At 38.8% G+C, this 24,157-nt stretch carries 20 protein-coding genes and 1 tRNA gene; 7 read left to right on the top strand and 14 right to left on the bottom strand.

What is annotated here, in order from left to right; translation table 11 throughout:
- Window positions 1-206 precede the first annotated feature (206 nt).
- The 3 genes from glpX to H6G25_RS05475 all read left to right on the top strand — a co-directional run bounded on the left by glpX (window position 207) and on the right by H6G25_RS05475 (window position 3,807).
- Window positions 207-1,244 (top strand): class II fructose-bisphosphatase, encoded by a 1,038-nt coding sequence (gene glpX / locus H6G25_RS05465; RefSeq protein WP_190391602.1) that lies wholly within the window; start codon window positions 207-209, stop codon window positions 1,242-1,244.
- Between the two features lie 137 nt (window positions 1,245-1,381).
- Window positions 1,382-2,668 carry a glutamyl-tRNA reductase gene (locus tag H6G25_RS05470; RefSeq protein WP_190391603.1) on the top strand — a complete coding sequence of 429 codons (1,287 nt, stop codon included), beginning with the start codon at window positions 1,382-1,384 and terminating at the stop codon, window positions 2,666-2,668.
- A gap of 362 nt (window positions 2,669-3,030) precedes the next feature.
- Complete coding sequence (locus tag H6G25_RS05475; RefSeq protein WP_190391604.1) at window positions 3,031-3,807, top strand: phage Gp37/Gp68 family protein; 777 nt, start codon at window positions 3,031-3,033, stop codon at window positions 3,805-3,807.
- Here H6G25_RS05475 and H6G25_RS05480 read toward each other — a convergent pair.
- The 8 genes from H6G25_RS05480 to H6G25_RS05515 all read right to left on the bottom strand — a co-directional run bounded on the left by H6G25_RS05480 (window position 3,797) and on the right by H6G25_RS05515 (window position 10,985).
- The gene (locus H6G25_RS05480) at window positions 3,797-4,936 is read right to left on the bottom strand and encodes a three-Cys-motif partner protein TcmP (protein ID WP_190391605.1); all 1,140 of its coding nucleotides are present in this window, start codon (window positions 4,934-4,936) and stop codon (window positions 3,797-3,799) included. The genes H6G25_RS05475 and H6G25_RS05480 overlap by 11 nt on opposite strands.
- A 220-nt stretch (window positions 4,937-5,156) precedes the next feature.
- Window positions 5,157-5,233, bottom strand: a tRNA-Met gene (locus H6G25_RS05485).
- Window positions 5,234-5,293: 60 nt separating this feature from the next.
- Window positions 5,294-6,247 carry an asparaginase gene (locus H6G25_RS05490; RefSeq protein ID WP_190391606.1) on the bottom strand — a complete coding sequence of 318 codons (954 nt, stop codon included), beginning with the start codon at window positions 6,245-6,247 and terminating at the stop codon, window positions 5,294-5,296.
- A gap of 94 nt (window positions 6,248-6,341) precedes the next feature.
- The gene (locus H6G25_RS05495) at window positions 6,342-6,842 is read right to left on the bottom strand and encodes a CGLD27 family protein (protein ID WP_190391607.1); all 501 of its coding nucleotides are present in this window, start codon (window positions 6,840-6,842) and stop codon (window positions 6,342-6,344) included.
- Window positions 6,843-6,847: 5 nt separating this feature from the next.
- Window positions 6,848-7,285 (bottom strand): ribosome silencing factor, encoded by a 438-nt coding sequence (rsfS, locus tag H6G25_RS05500; protein ID WP_190391608.1) that lies wholly within the window; start codon window positions 7,283-7,285, stop codon window positions 6,848-6,850.
- 308 nt (window positions 7,286-7,593) lie between these two features.
- Entirely contained in the window at window positions 7,594-8,865 is a 1,272-nt protein-coding gene (locus H6G25_RS05505) for a WcaI family glycosyltransferase (protein ID WP_190391698.1), read from the bottom strand.
- 623 nt (window positions 8,866-9,488) lie between these two features.
- Window positions 9,489-10,244, bottom strand: a complete 756-nt coding sequence (locus H6G25_RS05510) for an armadillo-type fold-containing protein (protein WP_190391609.1) — start codon at window positions 10,242-10,244, stop codon at window positions 9,489-9,491.
- 201 nt (window positions 10,245-10,445) lie between these two features.
- On the bottom strand, window positions 10,446-10,985 hold the full coding sequence (locus H6G25_RS05515) for a DUF4330 domain-containing protein (RefSeq protein ID WP_190391610.1): 540 nt from the start codon (window positions 10,983-10,985) through the stop codon (window positions 10,446-10,448).
- Window positions 10,986-11,257: 272 nt separating this feature from the next.
- Between H6G25_RS05515 and H6G25_RS05520 the strand changes: the two genes are divergently transcribed.
- Window positions 11,258-12,112: a M48 family metalloprotease gene (locus H6G25_RS05520; protein WP_190391611.1), complete on the top strand. Its 855-nt coding sequence runs from the start codon at window positions 11,258-11,260 to the stop codon at window positions 12,110-12,112.
- A gap of 9 nt (window positions 12,113-12,121) precedes the next feature.
- Here the strand turns inward: H6G25_RS05520 and H6G25_RS05525 are convergent, their stop codons facing one another.
- The 3 genes from H6G25_RS05525 to H6G25_RS05535 form a co-directional block, all read right to left on the bottom strand.
- Window positions 12,122-12,874 (bottom strand): metallophosphoesterase family protein, encoded by a 753-nt coding sequence (locus tag H6G25_RS05525; protein ID WP_190391612.1) that lies wholly within the window; start codon window positions 12,872-12,874, stop codon window positions 12,122-12,124.
- A gap of 84 nt (window positions 12,875-12,958) precedes the next feature.
- Window positions 12,959-13,756 (bottom strand): Tab2/Atab2 family RNA-binding protein, encoded by a 798-nt coding sequence (locus H6G25_RS05530; protein ID WP_190391613.1) that lies wholly within the window; start codon window positions 13,754-13,756, stop codon window positions 12,959-12,961.
- Between the two features lie 43 nt (window positions 13,757-13,799).
- Complete coding sequence (locus H6G25_RS05535; protein ID WP_190391614.1) at window positions 13,800-15,071, bottom strand: CCA tRNA nucleotidyltransferase; 1,272 nt, start codon at window positions 15,069-15,071, stop codon at window positions 13,800-13,802.
- Window positions 15,072-15,151: 80 nt separating this feature from the next.
- On the opposite strand from H6G25_RS05535, the gene H6G25_RS05540 reads away from it, so the two are divergent.
- A complete protein-coding gene (locus H6G25_RS05540; protein ID WP_028083119.1) occupies window positions 15,152-15,400 on the top strand; it encodes a Ycf34 family protein in 249 nt (82 codons plus the stop codon).
- A gap of 143 nt (window positions 15,401-15,543) precedes the next feature.
- On the opposite strand, the gene H6G25_RS05545 is transcribed toward H6G25_RS05540, so the two are convergent.
- Complete coding sequence (locus H6G25_RS05545) at window positions 15,544-16,548, bottom strand: phosphoribulokinase (protein WP_028089692.1); 1,005 nt, start codon at window positions 16,546-16,548, stop codon at window positions 15,544-15,546.
- Between the two features lie 801 nt (window positions 16,549-17,349).
- On the opposite strand from H6G25_RS05545, the gene petH reads away from it, so the two are divergent.
- Window positions 17,350-18,702 (top strand): ferredoxin--NADP reductase, encoded by a 1,353-nt coding sequence (gene petH, locus H6G25_RS05550; RefSeq protein ID WP_190391699.1) that lies wholly within the window; start codon window positions 17,350-17,352, stop codon window positions 18,700-18,702.
- 133 nt (window positions 18,703-18,835) lie between these two features.
- Complete coding sequence (locus H6G25_RS05555; protein ID WP_190391615.1) at window positions 18,836-20,125, top strand: homoserine dehydrogenase; 1,290 nt, start codon at window positions 18,836-18,838, stop codon at window positions 20,123-20,125.
- A gap of 352 nt (window positions 20,126-20,477) precedes the next feature.
- On the opposite strand, the gene H6G25_RS05560 is transcribed toward H6G25_RS05555, so the two are convergent.
- The gene (locus tag H6G25_RS05560; RefSeq protein WP_190391616.1) at window positions 20,478-21,812 is read right to left on the bottom strand and encodes a hypothetical protein; all 1,335 of its coding nucleotides are present in this window, start codon (window positions 21,810-21,812) and stop codon (window positions 20,478-20,480) included.
- A gap of 187 nt (window positions 21,813-21,999) precedes the next feature.
- Window positions 22,000-23,925, bottom strand: coding sequence for a tRNA uridine-5-carboxymethylaminomethyl(34) synthesis enzyme MnmG (gene mnmG, locus H6G25_RS05565; RefSeq protein ID WP_190391617.1), 1,926 nt, complete (start codon window positions 23,923-23,925; stop codon window positions 22,000-22,002).
- Between the last annotated feature and the right edge of the window lie 232 nt (window positions 23,926-24,157).

Genomic DNA, 24,157 nt, shown 5'->3' on the forward strand with positions numbered 1-24,157 from the left:
ACTTGAGTTTTTTGTGTCTTTCTACTTCATTTTTGCCCAACTTGGTCAATATAACTGGATTCAAAAATCCTCCGTTTAGTTTTAGTTGCAAAACTTAACACAGTTATCAGTCAAGTCTTTTTTCCATCTGTATCCGCACTTTGGTAGACTTAAAAACTGAAATAGCTAAAAAACGTACTTGACAATTAATTTAGAGGGCAGACTCCGTGGAAAATACTCTTGGGTTAGAAATTATAGAAGTAGTTGAGCAAGCTGCGATCGCTTCTTCAAAATGGATGGGTAAGGGCGAAAAAAACATTGCTGACCAAGTAGCTGTGGAAGCTATGCGCGAACGGATGAATAAAATCCATATGCGCGGTCGCATTGTCATCGGTGAAGGTGAACGGGACGAAGCTCCTATGCTTTACATTGGTGAAGAAGTGGGTATCTGTACCAGACCGGATGCCGACAATTTCTGTAATGTTAATGAACTAGTAGAAATTGACATCGCTGTTGACCCCTGCGAAGGTACTAACCTGGTTGCTTATGGTCAAAATGGCTCCATGGCGGTTTTGGCAATTTCTGAAAAAGGCGGTTTATTTGCTGCTCCTGACTTCTACATGAAAAAACTCGCAGCACCACCAGCGGCTAGAGGTCATGTTGATATTAACAAATCCGCTACAGAAAACCTAAAAATCCTTTCTGAATGCCTAAACCGGGCTGTGGAAGAATTAGTAGTTGTTGTTATGGATCGTCCCCGTCACAAAGAACTAATTCAAGAAATCCGCACCGCTGGTGCCAGAGTTAGACTGATCAGCGATGGTGACGTTTCTGCTGCTATCTGTTGCGCTTTTTCTGGTACTAATATTCATGCGTTAATGGGTATCGGTGCTGCTCCCGAAGGTGTCATTTCTGCTGCAGCCTTACGTTGCTTGGGTGGACACTTCCAAGGACAATTAATCTATGATCCAGAAGTTGTCCAAACTGGTTTAATTGGTGAAAGCAGAGAAGGTAATCTAGCCCGTTTAAATGAAATGGGTATTACTGATGGTGACAAGGTTTATAACGCTAATGAATTAGCTTCTGGTGAAACGGTGTTATTTGCAGGTTGCGGTATCACTCCTGGGACTCTGATGGATGGTGTGCGTTTCTTCCATGGTGGCGCTAGAACCCAAAGCTTGGTTATTTCCAGTCAATCTAAAACCGCTCGCTTTGTGGATACAGTTCACTTGTGGCAAGAACCCAAGACTATCCAACTCCGATAATCATTGGTGATTTGTGACAGGTAATTGGTGATTGGGAAAAAACTCTTACCTATTACCAATTACCTATTACCAATTACCTATTACCAATTACCTATTACCAATTACCTATTACCAATTACCTATTACCCATTTAAGAAATGAATATTGCAGTGGTGGGGTTAAGCCATAAAACAGCCCCAATAGAAGTTAGAGAAAAATTAAGTATTCCCGAAGCTCAAATCGAAGGAGCGATCGCTCATCTTCTCAGTTATCCTCATATTGATGAGGTTGCTATTCTCAGCACTTGTAACCGCTTAGAAATTTATATTGTCAGTAAGGAAACTACTCAAGGGATTCACGAGGTTACTCAGTTTCTTTCTGAACATAGTAAACTACCTATAGTCTCTCTGCGTCATCATCTGTTTATATTGCTCCATAGTGATGCTGTAACACATATTTTACGGGTTGCGGCTGGTTTGGATAGTCTCGTCTTAGGTGAAGGTCAAATTTTAGCTCAAGTTAAACATACTCATAAACTCGGACAGCAATTTAATGGCATCAAAACCATTTTAAATCGGTTATTTAAACAAGCTCTCACCGCCGGTAAACGAGTTCGCACGGAAACCAGTATTGGTACTGGTGCAGTTTCCATCAGTTCGGCAGCAGTAGAATTAGCACAGATGAAGGTAGAAAATTTATCTAATTATCGCGTGTCTATTCTGGGCGCTGGGAAAATGTCCAGGTTACTTGTACAACACCTGATTTCTAAAGGTGCAACTCAAATTAGTATTGTTAATCGTTCCCGTGGTAGGGCTGAAGAACTAGCAAATTTGTTCCCAGAACAACCTATACAAATCCATTTGCTGCCAGAGATGATGTCAGTTATTGCCGAAAGTAATATAGTATTTACTAGCACCTCATCAACAGAACCCATTCTTAATCGGGATAAGTTAGAAATGGTACTAGAACCAAGTCAACAATTAATGTTATTTGATATTTCCGTACCTAGAAACGTAGATGCAGATGTTAATGATTTAGCCAATGTTAAAGCCTTTAATGTTGATGACTTGAAAGCCGTTGTCGCGCAAAATTATGAAAGTCGCCGCCAAATGGCGCAAGAAGCTGAGAAGATATTAGACGAGGAAGTAGGGGCTTTTGAAGTGTGGTGGCGGAGTTTAGAAACTGTTTCTACAATTAGTTCTTTACGCAATAAAGTAGAGACTATCCGCGAACAAGAATTAGAAAAAGCTTTATCGCGCTTGGGTTCAGAATTTGGCGAAAAACATCAAGAAATCATTGAAGCTTTAACACGGGGAATAGTTAATAAAATTTTGCATGACCCCATGGTGCAATTACGCGCCCAGGAAGATGTAGAAGCGAGAAGACGATGTATGCAAACTCTACAAATGTTGTTTAATTTGGATCCAGAGGAGCAATTTAGCTGAAATTGGCAAAAAATAGGGAGAAATGATGCCATTGCGGCTAAAAATCCCTGTTTTGCTTTGGCGTTGGCTTTAATACTTTTGGTTATGGCAGAAACAGAGATTTATTATAAAAGTAACGGGGAATAGGCTTATATCATGTCCGCCCAATCACTTACGATATAGTTCATCATTGTATTGCCTTTTCCCAATTACCAATTACCCATTACCAGCCTCAACAGATATGATAAGTGTTCAACCGGACATGATATTATTTGTTATACTTAGCCAGCTTTATAAAATTTTTTTGCTCAGATACTGCATATTATGTACTCAGAATCCAAAATTTATTACTCTTTTTATTACTCTTTAAGGTTTAAATCATTATGTCTAGTATAAATACGGGTATTGAGTGGACAGATAAAACTTGGAATCCTACAACTGGTTGTAACAAAGTTAGTCCAGGTTGCTTACATTGTTATGCAGAAGCTTTAACTAAACGCTTTCCTAATAACTTTAAAAACGGATTTGATTTAACTCTACACCCAGAAAGATTGACAGAACCTTTAAAATGGCGTACTCCCAGTAGAATCTTTGTTAATTCCATGAGTGATCTTTTTCATGAAGAAGTACCTTTAGATTTTATTCAAAATGTATTTAAAGTGATTCATGCTACACCTCATCATATATATCAAATATTAACAAAAAGACCGGAAAGATTAGTTGAATTAGCACCACATCTAGACTTTCATAAAAATATATGGTTAGGTGTATCAGTGGAAAATCAAAGTTATGTTTCTCGTATTGATTTACTGCGTCAAGTGCCGGCAAATGTGCGTTTTCTTTCCTGTGAACCATTATTAGGTTCATTAGATCTTGACCTGATAAATATTGATTGGGTGATTGTTGGTGGCGAATCTGGTCAAAAACATCGTCCGATGAAAATTGAATGGGCTGAAGAAATTCGTGATCAATGTCAAAAAGCAGAAGTAGCATTTTTCTTTAAGCAAATTGGTGGTAGAACTTCTAAAGCTGGGGGTAAGTTATTAGATGGTAAAATATGGGATGAAATGCCAGAAGCGTGGAAAGAGCATCAAAATACCTGGGGTAAATCTCCAAGAAAATTATTAGTGAAAACGGAAAGCTTAGGACTTACTGCTTAGGGGGAAATGTAACTTTAACAGAATCTGCAAAAGTATTTTTTTTTCGTTTATTAACAGGTGGTTCGGCTGTAATTTTACCTTGAGATTCAAGATTAATAAGAGCAGTTTTGTAATTTTTACTAATGTAACTTCTACCAACGTTGTGCTGCATATAAATTTCTTGCATAGTTATTGTTTGACCTGCAAATTCATCCATTAACATTTGTTCTAAATCATCTAGAGGACGTGATATTTCAAATAGTAATGGCTGTCTAATGGTAGCTGGATTATATTCAAAAGACGGTACACCTTGATTTTGCTCGGAGCTTTCTTTGGCCATTACATCTCTTTTCATAATTTCATACCCTTTGAAGTGCTTGCTTACAAAAATTAGATGATGGCTAGTACGGTTTCCATTCTCATGTTTAAATCGAAATGGTAAAACATACTTTCTATCCATTTCTTGCAGAGATTTACAAATTGCCTCTATAATCGTTAACTCTCTTTCATCAGAATTAAGTTGTTGCAGTTCTTCACGTAATTCATCTCCTCTAACTTTTCCGAAAAGTGCATTCATGTGTTCTTGAACTTTTGCATTTCCTAAACCCATATTGATTCGATTATAGTTGAAAAAGAATATACAATCACAACCCCAGTTTTTCACAACTGAGTTGATTAATTTTAAGGATAAGCCTTTATACCCCCACGGGTCTACAAAAAACAATGTTGGGACTAATTTTAGCTTTTCAAATGTTCCAACAATCTTTTCACCGACTTCATAATTACTTATATGAGGTTTATATTTTAGATTTTCAATACCAGGAATTTCGTCTATAGCTGCTTCCAGAGAGTTGGTATGCTCAGGATCAGCATCATTAAATAATGTTTTCAGCATATTTCGCATATCTGGATCAGAAATTGCTGTTTCTAAAACCTTGATGGGTGTTGATTTTGAGCCGTCTTTGTATCTACCTGATCCTGCAAAAAGGTCTATGTAAGCTATTCTTTCATCAACTTTTTCACCTTGATTTTTACGCTTTTTAATCTCTCTAATAATTACGTTTGCCCAAACCCTGAAATATTTCTCAACAATTCTGGCTTTTACCAAAGATTGCTCTTTCTGTTCATCAAAGAAGGAATCGTTACTCATAAGTAATGCTTCTATCTATACTCTTATTATAATAGTGTATAAATTACTGAATTTCTATAAATGACACCAAAATATTTTAAGTTTTGTAGTTTTTTTTCTCGTTTTCTCGTTCCCATACTCTGTATGGGAACGAGATAAAATTCTGACCCCTGAATTTTGTTTTCACAAAAAAAATCCCTGCAATCTTGGAAGACTACAGAGATTTGTTTTTTTATTCATTTGGTGGCGGGAAGTGGATTTGAACCACTGACCTTCGGGTTATGAGCCCGACGAGCTACCAGGCTGCTCTATCCCGCGATGCTTTCGTCGTTTTCCTCTCGACTTCTTTAATATAACGCGAAGTCAAAAGTTTGTCAACTACAAAAGCGATAATTCTCCAATTACTTCCAAACGCTTATATTTCCCCAGGTTCATAAATTTTTCGGAGAGGCTTTGGGCAATACTGGGACTAATCCAACCCATTTGTTGGAGGAGGTGAATAGCCGCCGCGTATTTAGCGCGTTTTGAGCCATCCATGACTTTAATAGCTAATCCCATACCTTCACCAAGTAGGCTAATGCACTGCACACCTTCTGCACCAGATTTACTAACTACTTCGCTAGGAGTTAAGCGCATCAATTCGGTGTCAAACTCTCCTTCTCCAGCAACCATTGTGGGATGATGGTTCATAGCGCGAACAATACGTTCCATGTCAACGCTATTACTGGAAGCAAGCACGGCATATAAAGAGGCCATTTGACTGAGTTGCATCAAATATGTGGGTGCGCCACAGTCATCATGGGCGGTGAGAAATTCTTCCGCTGGCATTCGCAGCAATTCTGCTATTTTAGTGATAATTAACTGTTGAACTGGGTGTTTACGATCTAAATAGTTAGTTAATGGCCAATGACGTTGTTGGCACACAGCTAACATTCCTGCGTGTTTACCAGAGCAGTTATATTCTAGAGAACTGCTTTTGCCGAGGGGAATTGGGCATTGTAGAGAATTTACTTCAATATCTGCCCGCCACAAAATGTTAAATACCTGTCTTACCTGTTCCATGCCGCCTTTGTGGGAACTGGTGATAATAGCTAAGTCTCTATCACTCAAACCATAGCGTTCTAGTGTGCCTGTGCTGGCAACAGCCAGTGCTTGAAATGGTTTGAGGGCGGAACGGACAAATGCAGCAGTTTCAGCGTTACCGGCCACAGAAAGAACCCGTCCCCTGTCGTCGCTAACTACAGCTTGGACTATATGCCGAGATTCGATAATACCTTCCCGCAATAACCGGACTTCCAGTGCTGCGGATTGAGTTCGTTTTCCCATTGTCATGGGTTTATATCTACTTTGTGAATTGTCAGTTGTCAGTTGTCAGTTGTCAGTTATCGGTTGTTTTACTAATAACCAATAAATAATGACTATTTACTTACAAAAAATGCCAAATTATAGCACCAATAAGATACATTAGAGCCAAGGCAGCAAAGGTAATTTGCAAGCGTTGGAAAATGGGTTTGATTTCGTAGGTAACAATTAAGCGATCGCGGGTAATGACTGCTTGGGGTTTTGTCCAAGTTTGTCCATCATACCAACCGGATTCTTCATAGAATATAGTGGGGCTGTAAAGGCGATCACCTATATAGAACCAGCCTAAATACAACCTAATCAAGACTAGGACTACAGTGATACTAGCAGCACCAGATCCACAAAGGAGAAAATTGAAAATCTGCTTTTGGGGAGGAAAACTGGCTGCGGCCACAGGTCCTGCTATCAACCAAGACCAAGCCCAAATCCAAAAGATTTTTTTGCTGTAGTTACCCCAGCTTAAGGTCGTATCCCGAAATAACCAGGCGTTTTTTAATTCCTCGTACTCATTCAGTGGTTGTTGTTCTGTAGGAACTGGACAATTCTCAAGAGATGATCGGATCATATTGGTTAACCCCCAACATCATCGGAGTTTGGTATGGAAATACGTTCCGCGTGTCCCCAGAACGCTTCTAAATTATAAAACTCTCGTTCCCTTGGCATCATGATATGGACGATGACATCGCCATAATCTTGTAGTACCCATGTTCCTTCTGCTTTTCCTTCTGTGCGTTGGGGTCGTCGTTGCCACTCAATTTCAACTTGTCCTTCTATTGCGTCTGCAATTGCTCTAACTTGTACTTTAGAGTAACCAGTCATGATCACAAAATAATCAGATAGGTAAGAAATTTCTGCAACATTTAGCAAGACAATTCCTATAGCTTTACGGTCTAAAGCTGCTTGAGCAATAGTTAAGGCTAAATTTTTACTCGTAGTTCCTGTATCAGTTTTAGGTCTGATTACAATGTTCTTTGTCAATGAGAAATTTCTTGGGAAAGATTCAGTCATTCAACCTCAGGTGCTTTTTTAATGGAAGCAACTACTTGTTCAACTTACTTACAAATATCTGAACTGCAATTGTGTGGATAGGTTTTTCTTGAATAGTAACATATTCTACATGGCAACGGGAGTCATAATTCAGAATTGCTGGAGAAATAAGGCCAGAAAAAAATTTTTCCCCACACACCAGACATCTCCGGGAATTAAATAAGCGTAACCTCAAACCCCACTGGGGAGAATGAATTGTCCTTAAAGTATTTTACCGGAGATGTCTACTGGATTCTCGCAGATGTTTTGACTTTCAGTTATTAACCTCATTAAATTTGGGGTTTGCTGACGACACCAGAAGTAATTGCTGTGTCATCTGCTATCACTGATTTGAATAGTGCCTCATATTCATTTAATGTTTGTTCAAGCGCATAATAGTCAACTGCATGCTGGCGACTTTTATCACCTAACTGTTTTACCTTTTCTGGTTTTCGGTACAATTCCAAAATTGCTGTAGCTAACGCTTCGGGGTCTTCAGGGGGAACTAACATCCCACCACCACTTTTTTTAATGGCTTTAAATGCAGTACCATTTTCAGGAACAGATCCCACTAATGCTCTTCCACTGGCCAGTAACACTTGAATTTTTGATGGCATATTGAAAGATATAACATTTTTCTTCTGCACTACCAAGCCAATATCAGCAGCAGCCAACATTTGTGGCAACTTTTGACGGGGTTGAAAAGGTAATAATAAAACGTTATCCGCACCATAATCTAGACATTGCTGCTGTAATCGCTGTAAACCTTTGGCTTCTCCCACGATAACAAAAGTAATATCTTGAATCTCTCGGAGTTTGGCGGCAGTCTGAATAACAGTTTCTAAACCTTGGGTTAGGGCTATATTACCAGAATATAAGACGACAAATTTCCCCTTGAGATTATGTGTGGCTCGGAAAGGGTTCTCTTCTTTAGGTAGGGGACGAATAAAATTGACATCAACCGAATTGGGGATGTGCACAATTTTTTGAGATGGTACACCCTTAGCCAGTAGATTATCAGCAAACCCTTCGCTAATAACACTAATTTTATTAGCAGAGGCGTAAGCAAATTTTTCCAAGGCTGTAAATACTCTGATCAGTAATTTATTTTTCAGTAACCCTAAATGGATTGCTGCTTCTGGTAGTATGTCTTGCAAGTTTAGGACTACAGGACAGGAACTTAAGAACCCTAGAAAGGTTGCAGGAACACAGACTGGCAAGGATGGAGAAGGGAAAAGAATGACTTCTGGTCGCCAACCCATCAAGGCCGGAAAGAAGCTTGTGAGAACAAAACTACTATCTAATAGTAGTCGATCTAAAAGATTTGGTTGGGGACGAATCCAAACATAACTACGTTGGATATGCACACCATTAATATTTTCATCTACATAGAATTTACCCCGGTATTCTTCATAAATTTGTCTTGCAGGGTAGTTAGGCATAGCTGTAACTACGCGCACTTGATGTCCACGCTTGACTAATCCCTCCGCTAAATGAGTCATGATTGGTGCTATACCAATCGGTTCTGGGTGATAGTTGTAGGAGTAAATTAAAATTCGCATAATAGAGCTTGTCAATGTACCCTGGTTGTTATTCAAACGAAACCCAATACTTGTCTCTGATATCACTTTTTAGATCAGTCAGGTAGACATTATACACAATTATGTTGTCTTTTTGGACTTTTCTATTTTCAGCAGACCTGTCGGAAATATATACAAAAAAAATCATAGAATGGCAACCGGAGATATACCGTGGATATACTTGATATGAAAAATATTGTCCATATTGTCCACCCTACTTATGGCTTGCTGAAAAAGTTGTCTGTGAGGGTAGGGAATAGGGAACTCTTAACTGGGAACAGTTTCAGATATCTGGATATTCTCAATTTCCTATTCCTAGATCCGACAAAGAAAAATGTAACTTTTTTCAGACACCATCGGTCAAAACCTGGCACTTTTTTGTTTGAAAAATCCGCGAAACCCCTATTAATAAATGGTTTTAGCTCTCTTCAGCCAGCCCTACTTAGGTTTTTATGCCTTTCCAAGTAAGTTGGCGTGAAAAATTGTCGTTATAGCGAGGGAACAGGGAACTCTTAACTGGGAACAGAAAAGAGGTTTCGGGCAACTTTACTTTTCGTTACATATTTCGGTTTTTTTCCGTTCACCTACTTACTCAAAACATTAGATTAATCTGCAAGGACTTTACTTTTCGCTTTTACTGACATAGGTGTAAAGACTTTGGCATTAATCGGTTTTAGCACTTGCAGCCCATTTAAATTCTGTAAACAGTCTAAAGCTGCCTCCCGAATTATTACTTCTTTTTCCTGACTAAGTAGAAGTTGCAAGCATTTTATAACATCTTTTGGTATTGCTGTATCAAATCGTTGGCGAGCAATAAGCTTATTCAGTTTACCTATAGCAACTAAACGTTTTAAAGGATCTACTTCTGTTAAATTGCTTAACAATTGATCAAGATAATCTTCCTGTTGACTTCCCTGAAAACTGAATATTTGCCAGACCAACAAAATTAAAGTCAATAATGTGCCTATACCTTGAGTAATAGCACCGACAGCCAACCAAGGACTAGGGGAATCAACCCAAATTGCCGAAGCCATGTAAGTTATCACAGTGGCAATACCACCACTAGCAATAGAATAGGCTAAACGACCGTTGGGACTAGTAATTAACTTTTGTATTTCTAGCCAGTTTAATTGCCAATTAAATTTCGGTATTAAGTAAGTAAATACCATAATACCAACACCAACAACAAGTGCTAATAATAGTTGCCAATTCCATAGCAACATAGCCACAATTATTGTTAATAAACCTAGCAAAAAACCAGGTTCAGAGAAATGTTTAAAAATCCGCCCTTCTCTGTTTCCTATCTTGATTTCCGAAATTTGATTAATGAATTGTCTCCAAGAAGACGAAGCCTGTGTCACAGTATTTACCCACTTGATTACAAAATTGTCAAAATTATAAATTTATCGTTTTTATACCCTGCTAAATCCGATTAGAAAAAATTAAAAATTAACGTCTTAAACTTTGGGCAATAATTAATGCCGCCATTGTGCCAGGCCGTTTTTTACTAATTAATTATTATTGAGGATGAAATCAGGGAAATTTCACCCCTAACTATAATCTTATTTATCTTGTAACCGAATATCAATTACAGACGCATTAAAATTATAGTTAAAACCTTCTAATTCAAAAGTCATACCAATTTTTACCTTGGTATTACCATTACCCAGAACTGGCCCATCTTTAGTTACTTTTGCATTATCTTCTAAGGTCAAGATAAAATCTGTACTGAAGTTGTTCTTACGAGGATCTGGTAATTCCTTCACAGAACCATCTGGTTGACCAATAGTCAGCATCCTATCTAACTGTTGAATGGATTTAATCCCCATCTGTCCATAGGGTTGATTGCGGATAATCACATTAGTTTTACCACCATTTGTGAATCCTTGTTTAAATAATTGTTTAGGGTCAAGAACATTAAGGCCACGCACTACTAAATCCACCTCAATTGGTACTGTTTTCGCACCCACTTGAGCCACAGAACCGGAAGTACCGGGGAAAACGAAGATACCTACTATCACTAGTAAAATTACCAGCGCAGCACCTAAATCTAGTAGATTTATTTTACCGAACAAGCGACCTTTGGAATCTAAAATAGCCATAACCAGTTTTGGATAAATTTCAGTTAAATTTTAAGTTAGGTAATTGATTGTACTAACAAGTTTTTGCAAATGATCCACAATCTTGATCACTGCATCAAAATTGACAGAAACCAGGCGTTATGGTTATGGGGTAGTTTATCATAATTACAGTAAGTTATTTCCATGAATTATTTGTATGATATTAAATTGAAAATGCCTGAAAATGCAACTTACTAATCGGAAAATTCGTCCTCTAATTTTAAGCTCTCACAGGAATCTCATTTGACTAGATTATGATTAACTGGCAAGGATTTCGGATAAATTACCATTTATGGACACGACGCTGTTTATATCCGTTAATTTCTGTAAGTGTTGCTTTGTCTTTGTGCTTAAGTACAATCTTACCAAGTAAGGCTATAGATTTATCACCCCTTTTATTTCAAGGGGTACAGATATTTAACTTATCTAATATATCTGATCGTGATGAAATTGATCTTGGTAAACAGATGAATCAGCAATTACACAAAGAAGTCAAAATCTCTCATAACTCACAGCTTCATAAATATATTAGCGAAGTAGGTAGACGTTTAGCCGCTAATAGCGATCGCCCAAATATCCCTTATACTTTTCAAGTAGTCGAAGATGCTGCTATTAATGCTTTTGCGACTACTGGTGGTTTTATTTATGTGAATACAGGTTTATTAAAAGCCGCAGATAATGAAGCAGAATTAGCTAGTGTATTAGCTCATGAAATGGGTCATATTGAAGGTAAACATTTAATTAAGCAAATGCGAGAACAAGCGATTATCAGTGGTGTTGCTACCCTAGCAGGTTTAGATAAAAATAAAGCTGTAGGTATTGGTGTACAACTCGCACTAAATCTTCCCCGAAGTCGTAAGGACGAATTTGATGCTGATAAAAGAGGACTAGCGAACATCACCCGCAGTGGTTATGCTCAATCAGCTATGATTTCTTTTATGAAAAAGTTACAGAGTAGTAGTTCTGTACCTGCATTTTTAAGTACGCATCCAGCCGCGAGTGAGCGAATTATTTCTCTTCAGCGTCAGATTAATAATCAACCAAGTAATCAAAATAACGGTTTGGATAATTTGGCCTATAAATCTAGAATTAGAGCATTTTTGCGGTAATTAGGCTTTTTACCTATGACGACGGCTACCTATTAATTCCTTTGGCTCAATCATTGTAATTGCGTCTTTCCATGGTAGAGTTCGTACTGCGTGACTAAACACATTAGCCTGATACACCAATTTATTTGTAATATCCAGTCCAGTTAACCAACCACTACGGGGATGATAAGCACCAGTATCAATATCTATCCAACCCTGACCCTGAGCTAAATTACCAGGAATAACACCGGGTAAGGTAAAAGTTATAGTATGACCGGCTATAATTATCTTATCGGGGAAATATGGTTGATTCATACTGTGGAACTCTGCTCGTATCCAACACAGTTCATTAGATGTTTGTTCTGCCACAGTTTTGCTAGGATCAACACCTGCATGAGTTAACCAAAAATCTCCCAAATCAAGATATGTGGGTAAACTTTCAAACCAATCTATATCTGCTTGGGGAATTTTCCCAGACCGATAACTAGCAACCGTCGCCTGTCCTCCGTTATATAACCATCCTTGCATACTGGCTGAATGAGTATTTCTACCAGTCATAATGTCTAATAACATCTGCTCATGATTACCTAGTAAACAAGGGTAATCATTTTCTTTAACAAACTTTACTACCTCCGCACTTTGCGGACCACGATCAATTAAATCTCCCAAAAAATATAGTTGATCCGCTGATGCAGGGGCTATTTCCTTCAACAACACCCTCAAACCTTGATAGTGTCCATGTACATCCCCGATAATAACCCTACGCTGACTAATTTCGCTCATCTGTTTCTAGCCTAAATAAATTAACTGGTTATTTTGACTACATTCTTGTTGGTCTAGGTTTCCCGAACAAAAGGGTTTTACTGTCTATCCTTCTTGTTGCAATAACCATAAACCAGTGTAAGTCATTCCCGAATCATCTGGTTGTACTAACAAAAAATGTAAGCCCTGACTTAGCTGTTTACGTTCTTCATATAACTTTCCCGCAGCACTAACTTCCTCATCTGCAAAAGTCGCTAAAATCCATCTATCTGCTAAACTAGCTTCTAAAATCAAACCATCAGGTGTACCATTCATGTAGTTTAATGAGACAGGGTTGCTTTTCTGCAACCACCGTGCTAAACTCATGGAATGTCTTCCACCATAGATAATCACACCAGGTATAGGAACTGTAGAAGCCAAACCTAGATTTATCGGTTTGAGAAATTCTGGTATTTGTAGAATAGGAATTGGCCGTTCTATAAACTCATCTACAATATCACCAGCTAGAATGGTCGCCAAACGCCATTCTTCCCCCCAGAGATTTTCTGGTAATGGTACTGGAGGTGGTTTATCCACAATTACAGGATATTGCTTTAATGCTAACCACTGTTTTAACGCCAAAGTTCTCCGAGTAGCTTCAACCTTGATACCTAAATTATTGCCCGCAGTTTCTATTAAACTTAAAGACTGAGGACGAAATACCTGAATGATATCTGGTAAATTTTCCCTAGCTGCTAATTGTAATTGTTGAGTAACCCAAGTAGAATTAGCTTGTGATTGGGGACAACTCGCTATATACTCAAAACTGCGAGTTTGATCACAAACTAATAGTTCCCATAGTATCTGCCCTTCAGCATTTTTTAGCGGACTACGATAAAAATCAGCTTGCCAAATCAAACCCATTCTTTAACCCATCCAACTTAAACAAATCAAATTTAAACTTCAACTAAACTAAATTTTTGGCCAATTGTATAGCTGCTTCTACCGTGGAAATTCTCCCCTCAGCTTGAGCCACACCAACTTCCATTAATAATTCCCCTACCAATGGTGAAGCGGGAATTTTTAACTCTGTCATAATTTCTTTACCAGTGAGTAAAGGAATAGGATGTGCAACCGCGTCATTCGGGTTAAGATAACGTTTGATTAAAGGTTCATAAGTAACAAACATACTTTCTGCAAACGTACCTCTGTCTATAATATCATTTGCTAAGGCTAATACTAACACAGCCGGAAATAAAATTCCCATTTCCCGAAAGAGAAAATACTGTTTCCGCAAAGACATATTTTCCGATTTTATTTGTGAAAATAGTCTTAATGCGGTTGTTACCGCGCGAATTTCTGCCCGACTGTAGGTAAGTTTGTGTAATTCTATTTCAGCGGTTTCTGGGTTGGAATGAACAAGACAAGCAAGTTTAGCAATACTTAACCAAGAAGTTTTGACAGTACTACGGACATATTTGGTTAATTCCTGGCCTAAACTTTGCCAGTTTTGACTAATTAAATCAGATGCTTGATCAATTGCATTTAACTTAATAAAAATTTTATCAGTAGCATTTTTAAATAAATGGGTCAAAATACCATCTTTCCAAGCCGTATTTAACCAAAATGTCCCTCGACCACTAGCTAATAAATAACCAATTTCTACCCGTACTCGTTCCGCTGCTACTTGGTTAATACTTGTGGCTAAACTGCGAATAGTATCTTGAGTAACTGGTTCAATAATAAAATCAAGTTGAGCAGCTTGACGATAAGCCCGCATTAACCGCAAAGGATCATTTTGCAGATTGACAGGTGATATCATGCGTAAAATACCAGATTCTATGTCTTGAGAACCTGTAAGAGGATCAATAATTTCTTGTGTATGGGGATTAAAAGCGATCGCATTAATAGTAAAATCTCGCCTATATAAATCAGTAATTAGACTTTCCCCCTCCTGTTGAGCAAAATCAACGGTAGCTTCAGGAAACACGACACGCGCAATTTGTCTTTCAGCGTCAAGTAACACAAAACCAGCTTGATAACGTCGAGCAATCTTTTTTGCCACTTGCACCGCATTTAATGGGATAATGAAATCCAAATCCATATATTCCCGCATTCTACCCAAAATCCCATCACGAACTGCACCACCAACCATATAAACGGGTCGTGGCAGATATTCCAGACTAAAAGGCCAATTTTCAGGAGATAGACGAGAAGCAACTAATTCGGATATTGTCATCAAAATCAACCCAATAACTAATGCTGATTATTTTGGCATGAGCTATATTAACTATAAAGGTTTTGAGAGTTGGTTCTAATATGTGTATTTGCGTGAATTGCCACTATGTAGACCGCTGTGTTACTTACAACGCCGTAGAAACCCAGCACCAACAGTTACACTTAACAGAAACACCAGATTTTGATCCTCACGAACCCACCATTAATGTTAATATTCGCACGCAAGGCGAGATAATTGAAATGGAATGGGATGTTGTTGGTTGTCTGAGTTTCCAACCCGAAATAGGTAAATGGTCTAAATTACGTCCTGGTGAGTTAGTCCCCACTTAGGTGTTTCCAGGGTTGGACTTTGGTGAATTAAAGCATGATTTTTTCTCACGCAGAGGCGCGGAGAGTAAGAGTTTGGTAAAGGAGGAAACAATTTAAAATGTCCCTCCCTAGTTATGACGCAAATACTACTATTTTAGACTTATTTAGACTTCAACAGCTAGTTTTGCTTCTTTAGCTGTTAAGCGTTCATAAGTAGCACGCATTTTCAAACCTGTCAAGACTTGGAATAAACCAGTACCATTGTTAGAACCGGGGTATTCGCGGTGTTGCACTAATAAGTGAGTCATCTCACCTTGATACTTGGTGGAGGTTTTGCTTAGATGGGTTTCAATGTAAATTACTTCATCTAGGTTGTCAAATTGACCGTCTACTTCTAAAACTGAGACGTAACGACCATAGTAAACATCAAAACCATAGTACAGTTGCATACCTGGGTAAGAACAGGTTAGTTTGCGTCCGCAAGGAGTCCACTGAATTGTTGAACCTTCGTCAAATAGGTAACTTGGTTCAAAGCCCTCTTTTCCTTCCCGTTGTAACATCCGTACCCGTAAAACCTTACGTTCTGTATCGTTTTTAATCAAGTTTGTGGGTAATACTTGTAGAACTACGTCCGCAAATTCTCTTTGTGGTTCGATAAATTTCTCAAAATCAGGTTTCCGAGAATTGATTTGTGCGAGAACATCTTCGTAGCGGTGGCCTCTCTCGGCCATATCCCGTTGAATTTTCCAGGCGATTTTGACTTCATCACTGATATCAAAATAAACACTGAAATCTAATAGTTCTCTAACCCGTTCATCATATAAAGGATGCAGCCCTTCTACTACGATAACATGATTTGGCTTGACTATTTCTGGTGGGTCAATATTGCCAGTTTCGTGATTATAAATCGGTTTATTAATTGTTTGACCTTCTTTAAGAGCTTTAATTTGCTCATACATCAAGTCAAAATTGTTTGCTCTTGGGTCGAGGGCAGTTATGCCTGTTTGTTTACGCTGTTTCCGATCGAGGCAATGATAGTCATCTAAACAGATAACTGTCATAAATTCTTCACCAAATAAATCAATCAAGCGACGTAAAAACGTAGATTTACCGCATCCAGAGTCTCCCGCTACTCCAATTAATACCACACGTTCCGGCTTACTTGTCATAAATCCTCTCTAAATACTAAATGTCAATCAATAATTTTTGTCACAACAGATTTTGAATGCAGGAGCTTACACTCATGGTACACCCCTAGGTTCTGGCTATCCAGGATAACGATGACTTTCTTTCAACGGATAACGTGTAAGCTAATGGCAGTTACTCGTCTGAATGAGCCTAATTTTATCGCTGGTAAGTATTTAATCTTAGTGTTGCACTAGATTTTAACAGAAGGGAGTGTACTCGCACAAGATTTACCTTGAGAAAGAATCTAGTTCCCTTAGCAGTTGTCTAGCTAATATTTTGCCATAGATGATACAATTTTTTTTAAGCCTGAATCAGAAACAAAAAAATATCTATAAATTTATAATCATCAAGTATGTTAACACTGTCATGGTAGGATAGGATGAGTAGTTTTAGGGGAATATGCAGACAAAGTTATAATGTACGCCTTCGGGACATTCTAACAAAGGCAGGGGCTTGTCCTCATAGCCGGGGTTTTTGCAGTATCAAGATGCTGTAAAATGTTTTTTCATCAACCTAAAACTATATAGTTCGAGAAAAAAAGATTAAAGTGATTCACTATTAACATTCTCGCCCGGACTTATCCTCTAACTTAGAAGGTGAACAGGTGTGTTTTTTGCCATGCCTACCGGTCTTGGGCGAGTGTGAGCCGGCATCATGATTATGATGTCGTTTTCCCAGGTGGGCAGTTTTGTGATCCGAAAATCCGGTAAACTAAAGCTCCTATAAGGATGGGAATGATGTTTTTGATAAACGGTTAAGTAAATATCGGAGTGGTAGAAGGAATGTACAATCAAGGTGCTGTTGAGGGTGCTGCCAATATAGAATCAGGTAGCCGCGTCTTCGTTTACGAAGTGATAGGTCTGCGTCAGAGTGAAGAAACTGATCAAACCAACTACCCAATTCGTGAAAGTGGCAGTGTATTCATCAGAGTACCTTACAACCGCATGAATCAAGAAATGCGACGGATCACTCGCTTAGGTGGTAAAATTGTTAGTATTCAACCTGTTACAGCTTTACAGCAAGTCAATCGCCAAGTTAAATTAGTAACGAATGATGTAGCAGTTATTACATCTGAAACTACTGCTAGTACAGAAGTGAAAGCTGAGGTGAATGCTAGTAACGAGGAACATGGTAAAGTCACACCTGTGATTAATCCTAGTGAGGCGAAAGGCTTTGCTAAATCATCGGCTAAGGAGAAAAAAGGCAACACCATGACTCAAGCAAAAGCAAAAAAAGATGCCCATGCTGACGTTCCTGTGAACATTTATCGTCCTAACGCTCCGTTTATTGGTAAGTGTATCTCTAATGAAACATTAGTTAAAGAGGGCGGAATTGGTATTGTTCAGCACCTCAAATTTGATATATCTACTGGTGACTTAAGATATCTAGAGGGTCAAAGTATCGGTATTATCCCTCCTGGACTGGATAAAAACGGTAAGCCTGAAAAACTGAGACTTTACTCGATTGCTTCCACTCGTCACGGTGATAATCTAGATGACAAAACAATATCCTTGTGTGTTCGTCAGCTAGAGTACAAGCATCCCGAAACTGGTGAAACAGTTTATGGTGTTTGTTCTACCTATCTGACTAAAATCAAACCAGGTGATGATGTCAAAATCACAGGTCCTGTTGGTAAAGAAATGTTGTTACCTGAAGATCCAGAAGCTAATATAATTATGTTAGCAACAGGTACAGGTATTGCGCCTATGCGGACTTACTTGTGGCGGATGTTTAAGGACGCAGAAAGAAAAGCTAACCCAGAATATCAATTTAAAGGATTTTCCTGGTTGTTGTTTGGTGTACCAACATCTCCCAATATTCTTTATAAGGAGGAATTGGAAGCAATGGAACAGAAATATCCTCAAAACTTCCGTCTCACCTATGCTATCAGCCGGGAACAAAATAACCCCCAAGGTGGTAGAATGTACATCCAAGACCGTGTAGCGGAACACGCTGATGAATTGTGGCAATTGATTAAAAATCCTAAAACCCACACTTATATCTGTGGTTTGCGCGGTATGGAAGATGGCATTGATGCGGCTTTAAGCGCTGCGGCGGCCAAAGAAGGTGTAACCTGGAGTGATTACCAAAAAGACCTGAAAAAAGCTCACCGTTGGCACGTAGAAACATACTAATTTAGTCATTGGTCATTGGTTATTAGTCATTGGTCATTGGACAATTAAAAGAAGATAATTAGTAGGTAGGGCTTATGCTCTGCCTACAATTGTTTTGTTATTCTCTAATAAAGTTAGTGTGGGTGCAAAATCTGTGACTGTTAAATTAGGAATACTCGGATTAGGTACAGTAGGAACGGGTACAGTACAACTGTTACAAGACAAGCTAGGCCGTCACCCACTGTTACAGGAAATTGAAATATATCGGGTGGGGGTGCGATCGCTAACTAAACCTCGTGTTGTAGAATTATCATCAGGTGTAATCACGACGGATTTAGAGGCCATTGTTAATGATCCAGCGGTGGATATAGTTGTAGAGTTAATGGGAGGATTAGAACCAGCCAGAACATTAATTCTCGCAGCTATTAACAATGGTAAGCACGTTGTCACCGCTAATAAAGCTGTAATTTCTCGATTTGGTGCGGAAATATTTACTGCTGCGAATCAAGCTGGTGTCTATGTCATGCTAGAAGCGGCTGTTGGTGGTGGTATTCCAGTGGTTCAACCTTTAAAACAGTCTTTAAGCGTTAACCGGATTAATGCTATTATGGGTATTGTCAATGGCACAACCAACTACATCCTCACCAGGATGCAAACGGAAGGTAGTGATTTTGATAATGTCTTAGCAGATGCTCAGAGATTGGGTTATGCTGAAGCTGACCCCACTGCTGATGTTGATGGTTTAGATGCGGGAGATAAAATTGCTATTTTGGCATCTTTAGGGTTTGACGGACGAATTAATCGAGAAGATGTCCATTGTGAAGGAATTCGCCAAGTCACAAAAACAGATATTACCTATGCTGCTAAATTAGGATTTGTGATTAAGTTATTAGGGATAGCCCAACACTTAGATACAGATAATTCCCAACTTTCAGTTAGGGTTCATCCTACTTTAGTACCGCAAAACCATCCTTTAGCTAGTATTAATGGTGTTTATAACGCTATCCTTGTGGAAGGAGAACCCATTGGCCAGGTGATGTTATTCGGTCCTGGTGCTGGTGCTGGTGCTACCGCGAGTGCTGTATCATCAGATATATTAAGTCTGGTAGCTACCCTCAAAACTAATACCAATAAACTAAATCCTCTCCTAGCTTGTAGACATCAACATTACTCTCAAATTACGCCAATTTCTGAGTTAGTGACACGGTTTTATACCCGTTTCTTGAGTAAAGACCAAGCGGGAGTTATTGGGAAATTAGGGACTTGTTTTGGCAATTATGGGGTAAGTTTGGAGTCAGTAGTTCAAACTGGTTTTCAGGGAGAACTAGCGGAAATTGTAGTTGTCACCCATGATGTCCGAGAAGGGGACTTTAGACAAGCTTTAGCTGAAATTCAAGCTATGGAATCTATAGACAGTATTCCTAGTGTATTACGAGTGCTGTGAAAAATAAAACAGACACCTACATATTCCCGATTTCTTAAAGAAGTCGGGGATATGATTGATTATCGCTAACTAATAATAAGATAGTTCTTCCTCATCAAAATGATGATAACATAATTAAAATTTTCTGTCAACACCAAAAAATAAAATTTTTCCCGGTTTTTTGCGTCTGAGATAATTGCTTTGTTGGGTTGAGAGAAAGCGTAACCTAACAAAGTTCTCAACAATAAATAAATTCCCTCAAAACTTAAGTGAGGCTCTATATAAATACGTCTTGGCATATACTTCGTTACTCAATCCCTTTCTACTCTTTTACTGTGTGCATTTAACCGGATTTGATATCACCTGTAAGCTTTCATAGTTTTTGTCCTGCATAAATGGATTTTTCCTCGCCATGACGACGAATAATAGCTTCACCGTTACTGACTTCTATTAGTATCCAGCCTGTGTCACCAATATTTTCGCCCAGATTAATCCCGCGAGTGGTACCATCTATGTTAAATAAGCCTACAGATTTATCACCTGATTCCAATATTCCCTCTAACTGCACAGAATAGGTAGGTGTGTTGACAAGTTCTTTTTCTGGTACTGTCGGAGTAATAGTCGCTAATTTTGGTGGTGCGTCTTTTAAAGGTTGAGAATTAACCTCTGTCTTTTTTATTTTCGGTTTAGTTACTGGTTGTACATTGTTAATAGGAGGATTATTAACTACTGAATATGAAGGTTGTGGTATTCTGACTGGGGAAACGGTTCGTGGTTGATAGTATGAGGCTGGGGACTGGTCAACCGGGATATTTTTCCTATTTGTCGCATTTGTGGAAAGTGCAGTCTGGGGAACGGGTGGTAAATTGTTGGCGGCTATAGGTAAGAGAGGAGCTTTAATTTGTGGTTGATAGTATGAGGCTGGGGACTGGTCAACTGGGATATATTTCCTATTTGTCGCATTTGTGGCAATTGCAGTCTGGGGAACAGGTGGTAAATTATTGGCGGCTATAGGTAAGGAAGAAGCTTTAATTTGTGGTTGCGTACTTGGCAAAGGTATGGCTTTTGTTTGATTAATACTAACATTAGTAAGTCCGGGTTTGACTGTAGTTGTGTAATTGCTCCTTTCTTGCTGTTCTATAAGTGAAAAAGCAGACAACATATAATTCACTAAATCTAATTGAGGATCTGATTTCACATAAACAGATGATGGTATCTGGTTGTTTTGTAAACTAGAATTTAATTGAGTATTCGCTCTATTTAATAAGGCAAAGTTCGTTAGCCAAAGCGTACATAATGTAGCCATAGACCAACCAAATCCCATATATATTAATTTATCTAAAATATTATCTAAACCACTGGTTTGTGGTCGATCTTTAGTAGTAATTGCTCCCGGAAAGGAAGAATTAACTACCAGGTATGTTTTTGGGACATTTTTTTTAATAAGTGCAGCAGACTGTAATGAACGATGGACTTTTGGTGACAAACTTGCGTCTGTCCTTGTTAATGCCGTGTTTCGCTTATGGAGGTATGTATTCCCAACACTATGACAATTCTGCTCATTGTTATTATTGAGAATGTTGTCAATATCGGCAAAAATTTCGTCCATTAAGCTTTCAGCATAGGTTTCTATTGGACAAAGCTTGTTAATAACGAAATCTTCGGCTGCCTCCGAGTCAAGTAAATCAGTGCTAGATTTTAGTGACATATATGGTTTTGCGATTGTAGCTGACAATCATAGAAAAATCAAAAACTACTGTGGAAATTAATTAACCTTCTTCATTAAACAACTAATCTTGGTTTTTGTGAATACAGGAATTTATTAGCTAAATAGTATTAGATATTACTTTTATCATGATTATTTAGCGGTAATCCATGAGTTACCGCTACTTTTGTTAAGACAGAATTACTGGGGTTGGGGTGGCTTTAGTTATGTTATTTTTAGCTATTTCTAAATATATCAAAAGGGCGTTGATATCCGCTGGGTTAACACCACCAATTCTCGCAGCTTGTCCAATAGTTAAGGGTTGGACTTTATTCAGCTTTTCCCTCGCTTCCTTCGATAAAGTATCAATGGTTGAGTAGTCCAAATCACCAGGTAGATGGCGATTTGCTTGACGAGCAACTTGGTCAATTTGGTTTTGCTGTCTTGCTAAATAACCAGCATACTTGATATCAATTTCTGCTCCTTCTTTTTCCGCTTGTTTGAGGTTGGGGTTATGGAGTCCGTAACGTTCCAAGTCAATGTAATGGATACCTGAACGACGCAGTAAGTCAGCGAGGGTAATAGAACCTTTAATAGCTTGTTGGGTATCATCTGCGATCGCTTGTCCTACTGCCTCATTTTCCTTTATTCTAGTACAATGCAGCCGTTCTTTCTCCGCAGTAATTTGTGCTTGTTTTTCGCTAAACAAATTCCAGCGCCTATCATCAATTAAACCAATTTCCCGTCCCAAGGGTGTCATACGCAGATCAGCATTATCAGAACGTAGTAATAACCGATACTCTGAGCGACTCGTAAGCATTCGATAAGGTTCTCGTAAATCCTTCGTACACAGGTCGTCAATTAAAGTGCCAATATAACTTTGTTCACGGGGAAAAATAATCATTTCTTCACCCCGTACAAACCGCGCTGCATTGATTCCTGCCACTATCCCTTGAGCAGCAGCTTCTTCATAACCTGTAGTCCCGTTTACCTGTCCGGCACAAAATAATCCGGGAACTTTCTTAGTCATCAAGGTGGGAAAACACTGGGTTGCAGGTAAATAATCATACTCTACTGCATAGGCAGGACGTAACATTACACAATTTTCTAAACCTGTCAAACTCCGCAACATCAAAATTTGCAAAGTTTCTGGTAAACCAGTAGAAAAACCCTGAATGTATAATTCAGGAATATCTCTTCCTTCCGGTTCAATAAAGATTTGGTGACTTTCTTTATCTACAAAGCGGACAATTTTATCTTCAATACTCGGACAATAACGGGGACCGGTTGCTTCCACCCAACCACCATACACAGGGGACAGATGTAAATTTTCCTGAATTAAACGATGAGTTTCTTTAGTGGTCCGAGTCATGTGACAAGGCATTTGTTCCCGTTCTACCCAGACTTCGGGGTCAAAACTGAACCACCGTACAGCGTCGTCTCCGGGTTGAATTTCCATTTTACTGTAATCAACAGAACGTTTATCAACCCGTGCTGGTGTCCCGGTTTTCAGTCTACCAGTTTCAAATCCTAAGCGGTTCAAAGTTTGTGTTAACCCTTCCGCTGCAAACTCTCCCGCGCGGCCTGCGGCCATGGATTTATTTCCCACCCAAATTTTCCCACCTAAAAACGTCCCCGTGGTGAGAATTACCGCTTTACAGTGGAAAGATACACCAAAATAAGTTTCTAAACCAATAACTTCATTATGATCATTTAAGATTAAATCCGTCACCATCCCTTCTCTAATTGTCAAATTCTCTTGATTTTCGACAATTCCCTTCATTATCGCCGCATATTCTCTTTTATCAGTTTGCGCCCGTAATGCCCAGACCGCAGGACCGCGTGAAGAATTGAGGATGCGTTTTTGTAAGTATGTCCGGTCTGCCATTTTGCCAATTTCCCCCCCTAAAGCGTCTATTTCATGGGTTAATTGGGATTTGGCAGGTCCACCGACTGCGGGGTTACAGGGTTGCCAAGCGATCTTATCTAAGTTTAGGGTCAATAGCAGAGTTCGACAACCGAGGCGGGCAGTAGCCAGTGCTGCTTCACAACCTGCGTGACCTGCACCGACGACAATTACATCATAAGCGTCTGGAAATTCAGTGAAATTGTGCATGGTCTTAGTTACAAAATTAAGTTAGTTAGGAATTATGATATAAATTCCTTATTATACATTATTTTTAATTTGTCGGTAATTCGTGATCTGCTTGCAGCAGCACTTAGCGATCGCACTATACTTAAAAATAAGTTAATTCTTAGTCCGTTTCTACCAGAAAAATATAGGTTAAATAAACCACGAAGAAACGAAGACCACGAAGAAAGAGGGAAGATAGGTAATCTTATGTTAG

The sequence above is a fragment of the Dolichospermum sp. FACHB-1091 genome (genome assembly GCF_014697585.1).
Classification (GTDB): domain Bacteria; phylum Cyanobacteriota; class Cyanobacteriia; order Cyanobacteriales; family Nostocaceae; genus Dolichospermum.

Bases quoted from the DNA above. Each gene is read 5' to 3' on its own strand.
- H6G25_RS05470 (WP_190391603.1), top strand. From the start codon at position 1,382: ATGAATATTGCAGTGGTGGGGTTAAGCCATAAAACAGCCCCAATAGAA.
- H6G25_RS05475 (WP_190391604.1), top strand. From the start codon at position 3,031: ATGTCTAGTATAAATACGGGTATTGAGTGGACAGATAAAACTTGGAAT.
- H6G25_RS05480 (WP_190391605.1), bottom strand. From the start codon at position 4,936: ATGAGTAACGATTCCTTCTTTGATGAACAGAAAGAGCAATCTTTGGTA.
- H6G25_RS05490 (WP_190391606.1), bottom strand. From the start codon at position 6,247: ATGACAATGGGAAAACGAACTCAATCCGCAGCACTGGAAGTCCGGTTA.
- H6G25_RS05495 (WP_190391607.1), bottom strand. From the start codon at position 6,842: ATGATCCGATCATCTCTTGAGAATTGTCCAGTTCCTACAGAACAACAA.
- rsfS (WP_190391608.1), bottom strand. From the start codon at position 7,285: ATGACTGAATCTTTCCCAAGAAATTTCTCATTGACAAAGAACATTGTA.
- H6G25_RS05505 (WP_190391698.1), bottom strand. From the start codon at position 8,865: ATGCGAATTTTAATTTACTCCTACAACTATCACCCAGAACCGATTGGT.
- H6G25_RS05515 (WP_190391610.1), bottom strand. From the start codon at position 10,985: ATGGCTATTTTAGATTCCAAAGGTCGCTTGTTCGGTAAAATAAATCTA.
- H6G25_RS05520 (WP_190391611.1), top strand. From the start codon at position 11,258: ATGATTAACTGGCAAGGATTTCGGATAAATTACCATTTATGGACACGA.
- H6G25_RS05525 (WP_190391612.1), bottom strand. From the start codon at position 12,874: ATGAGCGAAATTAGTCAGCGTAGGGTTATTATCGGGGATGTACATGGA.
- H6G25_RS05530 (WP_190391613.1), bottom strand. From the start codon at position 13,756: ATGGGTTTGATTTGGCAAGCTGATTTTTATCGTAGTCCGCTAAAAAAT.
- H6G25_RS05535 (WP_190391614.1), bottom strand. From the start codon at position 15,071: ATGACAATATCCGAATTAGTTGCTTCTCGTCTATCTCCTGAAAATTGG.
- H6G25_RS05540 (WP_028083119.1), top strand. From the start codon at position 15,152: ATGTGTATTTGCGTGAATTGCCACTATGTAGACCGCTGTGTTACTTAC.
- H6G25_RS05545 (WP_028089692.1), bottom strand. From the start codon at position 16,548: ATGACAAGTAAGCCGGAACGTGTGGTATTAATTGGAGTAGCGGGAGAC.
- petH (WP_190391699.1), top strand. From the start codon at position 17,350: ATGTACAATCAAGGTGCTGTTGAGGGTGCTGCCAATATAGAATCAGGT.
- H6G25_RS05560 (WP_190391616.1), bottom strand. From the start codon at position 21,812: ATGTCACTAAAATCTAGCACTGATTTACTTGACTCGGAGGCAGCCGAA.
- mnmG (WP_190391617.1), bottom strand. From the start codon at position 23,925: ATGCACAATTTCACTGAATTTCCAGACGCTTATGATGTAATTGTCGTC.